General features: G+C 61.8%; 3 protein-coding genes. All 3 read left to right on the top strand.

Features of this window, described 5'->3' with window-relative positions; all coding sequences use genetic code 11:
• Positions 1-1,197 (top strand): UDP-N-acetylmuramoyl-L-alanine--D-glutamate ligase (murD, locus tag E2L05_RS20475; RefSeq protein WP_133344868.1); only part of this gene is annotated, 1,197 nt, incomplete at its 5' end.
• 132 nt (positions 1,198-1,329) lie between these two features.
• Entirely contained in the window at positions 1,330-2,496 is a 1,167-nt protein-coding gene (locus E2L05_RS20470; protein WP_133344866.1) for a peptidoglycan glycosyltransferase FtsW, read from the top strand.
• A partial coding sequence (locus E2L05_RS20465; RefSeq protein ID WP_208016292.1) for a UDP-N-acetylglucosamine--N-acetylmuramyl-(pentapeptide) pyrophosphoryl-undecaprenol N-acetylglucosamine transferase occupies positions 2,493-2,958 on the top strand: 466 nt, incomplete at its 3' end. The genes E2L05_RS20470 and E2L05_RS20465, both read left to right, overlap by 4 nt.

Here is a 2,958-nt window from a genome sequence, read left to right as displayed (position 1 = left end):
TGTCTGATCGTGTCGCCGGGCATTGCGCATCTTTACCCGGCCCCGAACCCGGTCATTCGCGCCGCGCTGGAAGCCGGTGTGCCTGTGGACAATGATATCGGCCTGTTCTTTCGATCTTTCGCCATGGCCGATTGGGTGCATCATGACACCCCGCCGCGCGTCATTGCCGTGACAGGGTCGAATGGCAAGTCCACCACATCGGCCCTGATCCATCACTGCCTGACCGAAGCTGGCGTGCCATCGCAACTGGCCGGAAATATCGGGCGCGGGGTTCTGGACATCGACCCGCCCGCCGATGGCGAGGTCGTGGTGCTTGAACTGTCATCATACCAGACTGATCTTGCCCGTGCACTGACCCCGGATATCGCCGTCTTTACCAACCTGTCACCAGATCATCTTGACCGCCACGGCGGAATGGGCGGCTATTTCGCCGCCAAGCGGCGGCTCTTTGCTGAGGGTGGTCCAGACCGTGCCGTCATTGGCGTGGATGAACCCGAAGGCCTGTATCTGGCCGGGCAAATGTCCGAAGCGGCAAGCGATGCGCGTGTCATCCGCGTTGCGGTGTCGCGCAAGCTGGCCGGGCCGGGGTGGTCTGTGTTCGCCCGCAAAGGGTTCTTGTCCGAGACCCGAAAGGGACGCCAGGTTGCCAGTATCGATTTGCGCGATATCCCCGGATTGCCGGGCGTCCACAATCACCAAAATGCTTGCGCGGCCTATGGCGCTTTGCGGGCGCTGAACATTGCCCCGCGCGTGATTGAAGCGGGGTTGCGCAGTTTCCTTGGTCTGGCGCATCGCAGCCAGACGATTGCGACGCGGCGCGGCGTGACCTTCGTCAATGACAGCAAGGCCACCAATGTGGACAGCGCGGCACAGGCATTGCGGGCCTTCACCAAGATCCGCTGGATCGCCGGAGGGCTTGGCAAGGACGGGGGCATCGCGGCATTGACCGAAGATCTTGGGCATGTGGTCAAGGCGTATTTGATCGGTCATTCCGCCCGCGAGTTTGCCCTGCAACTGGGCGGCACTCCGCTTGAAATTTGCGAAACGTTGGAGGTCGCGGTGGCACGCGCCGCCGCCGAAGCGCAGGACGGCGAAACGGTTCTTCTGGCCCCGGCGGCTGCCAGCTTTGATCAGTTCCCCGATTTCGAAAAGCGTGGCGATGCCTTTATCGCGGCCGTTGCTGCGCTTGACGCCTGAACTGTCCTTGCGTCGGGTGTCGTTTTGCTGGCGTGCAGCGCCGAAATCCTGTAGGATTGAGTGATAAGCCCGGAAAATCGGGCACGAGCAGAGCAAAACGTCAGTTTCTGACGCAAAATTACAGGCTGAACCATGACAGAAATGGTGCACGGCGCCGCGCCGGTAACGGTGGGCGAACCGCTTTTGCCAAAATGGTGGCGTACGATTGACCGCTGGACGCTCCTATGCGTCTGCGCGCTTTTCGGGATCGGCTTGCTGTTGGGCCTTGCCGCGTCGCCGCCGCTGGCAGATCGTAACGGCCTGCCGCCCTTCTACTATGTTCAGAAGCAGGCGATTTTCGGCACGATGGCGTTTGTGGCGCTGCTTTTATGCTCTATGCTGAGCCCCAAGCAAGTGCGCCGGGCGGGCGTTTTGGCATTCATTTTTGCCTTTGCTGCGCTGTGCCTGTTGCCATTCTTCGGCACCAATTTCGGTAAAGGCGCGATCCGCTGGTACTCGCTTGGCTTTGGGTCTTTTCAGCCGTCCGAATTTTTGAAGCCGTCCTATGTCATTCTTGCAGCTTGGTTGATGTCCGGCGCGCAAGAGATCGGAGGGCCACCGGGCCGGTCAATTTCCGCGCTGATGACGGCGGTGATCGTGGGTATTCTGGCAATGCAGCCCGATTATGGGCAGGCCAGCCTCATTCTGTTTGGCTGGGGCGTGATGTACTTCGTGGCTGGTGCGCCGATGACGCTTATTGTGGGCATCGCGGGCATCGTGGTGGCTGCTGGCGTATTGGCCTACCGGACGTCCGAACATGTTGCCGGGCGAATTGATGGGTACCTGAGTGCCGATGTCAGCCCGAACACTCAAATTGCCTACGCGGCGAATGCGATCCGCGATGGCGGGGTGTTTGGCGTGGGCGTCGGTGAGGGCGAGGTGAAATCCTATCTGCCCGACGCGCACACAGACTTTATTATCGCAGTTGCTGCCGAAGAATACGGCCTCATCCTTGTGCTGATCGTGGTGGCCCTGTTTGCCACCATCACCCTGCGTTCGCTTATGCGTCTGCTGCGGGAACGCGATCCTTTCGTGCGCTATGCTGGCTGCGGGTTGGCGTGCATTCTGGGGATGCAGGCGATGATCAATGTCGGCGTTGCGGTGCGTCTGTTGCCGACCAAGGGCATGACGCTGCCTTTCGTTTCTTACGGGGGCAGTTCTGTCATCGCGGCCGGCATCACCGTGGGTATGCTGCTGGCCCTGACCCGAACACGGCCCCAAGGCCGAATCGAAGATCTGTTGCGGCGGCGTCCGGCATGACCAATGGGCCACTTCTGGTCATTGCCGCTGGCGGCACCGGGGGGCATATGTTCCCGGCGCAGGCGCTTGCAGAAGAAATGCTGTCGCGCGGTTGGCGGGTGAAACTTTCCACCGACGATCGCGGCGCGCGTTATGCGGGCGGGTTTCCGGATGCTGTGGATGTCGAACAGGTGCGCTCTGCCACGTTTGCGCGGGGCGGGGCCTTGGCCAAAGCGGCGGTTCCCCTGCGCATCGCGGGTGGCGTGCTATCTGCCGTGCCGGCCATGCGCCGCGACCGGCCTGCGATTGTTGTGGGTTTTGGCGGTTATCCGTCGATCCCGGCGCTGACTGCGGCCATGCTGCTGGGCCTTCCGCGTATGATCCACGAACAAAACGGGGTGCTGGGCCGGGTCAACACGGCCTTTGCGCCGCGTGTGGGGATGGTGGCCTGCGGCACCTGGCCTGCGGATCTGCCTAAGGGCA

The sequence above is a fragment of the Meridianimarinicoccus aquatilis genome (assembly GCF_004358675.1).
Taxonomy (GTDB): Bacteria; Pseudomonadota; Alphaproteobacteria; order Rhodobacterales; family Rhodobacteraceae; genus Meridianimarinicoccus; species Meridianimarinicoccus aquatilis.
The sequence above is the reverse complement of the archived record's forward strand: the minus strand, read 5'-3'. Positions and strand labels throughout refer to the sequence as shown.

What these genes read in the sequence shown, in the direction of transcription:
- E2L05_RS20470 (WP_133344866.1), top strand. Translation starts at nt 1,330, where the DNA reads ATGACAGAAATGGTGCACGGCGCCGCGCCGGTAACGGTGGGCGAACCG.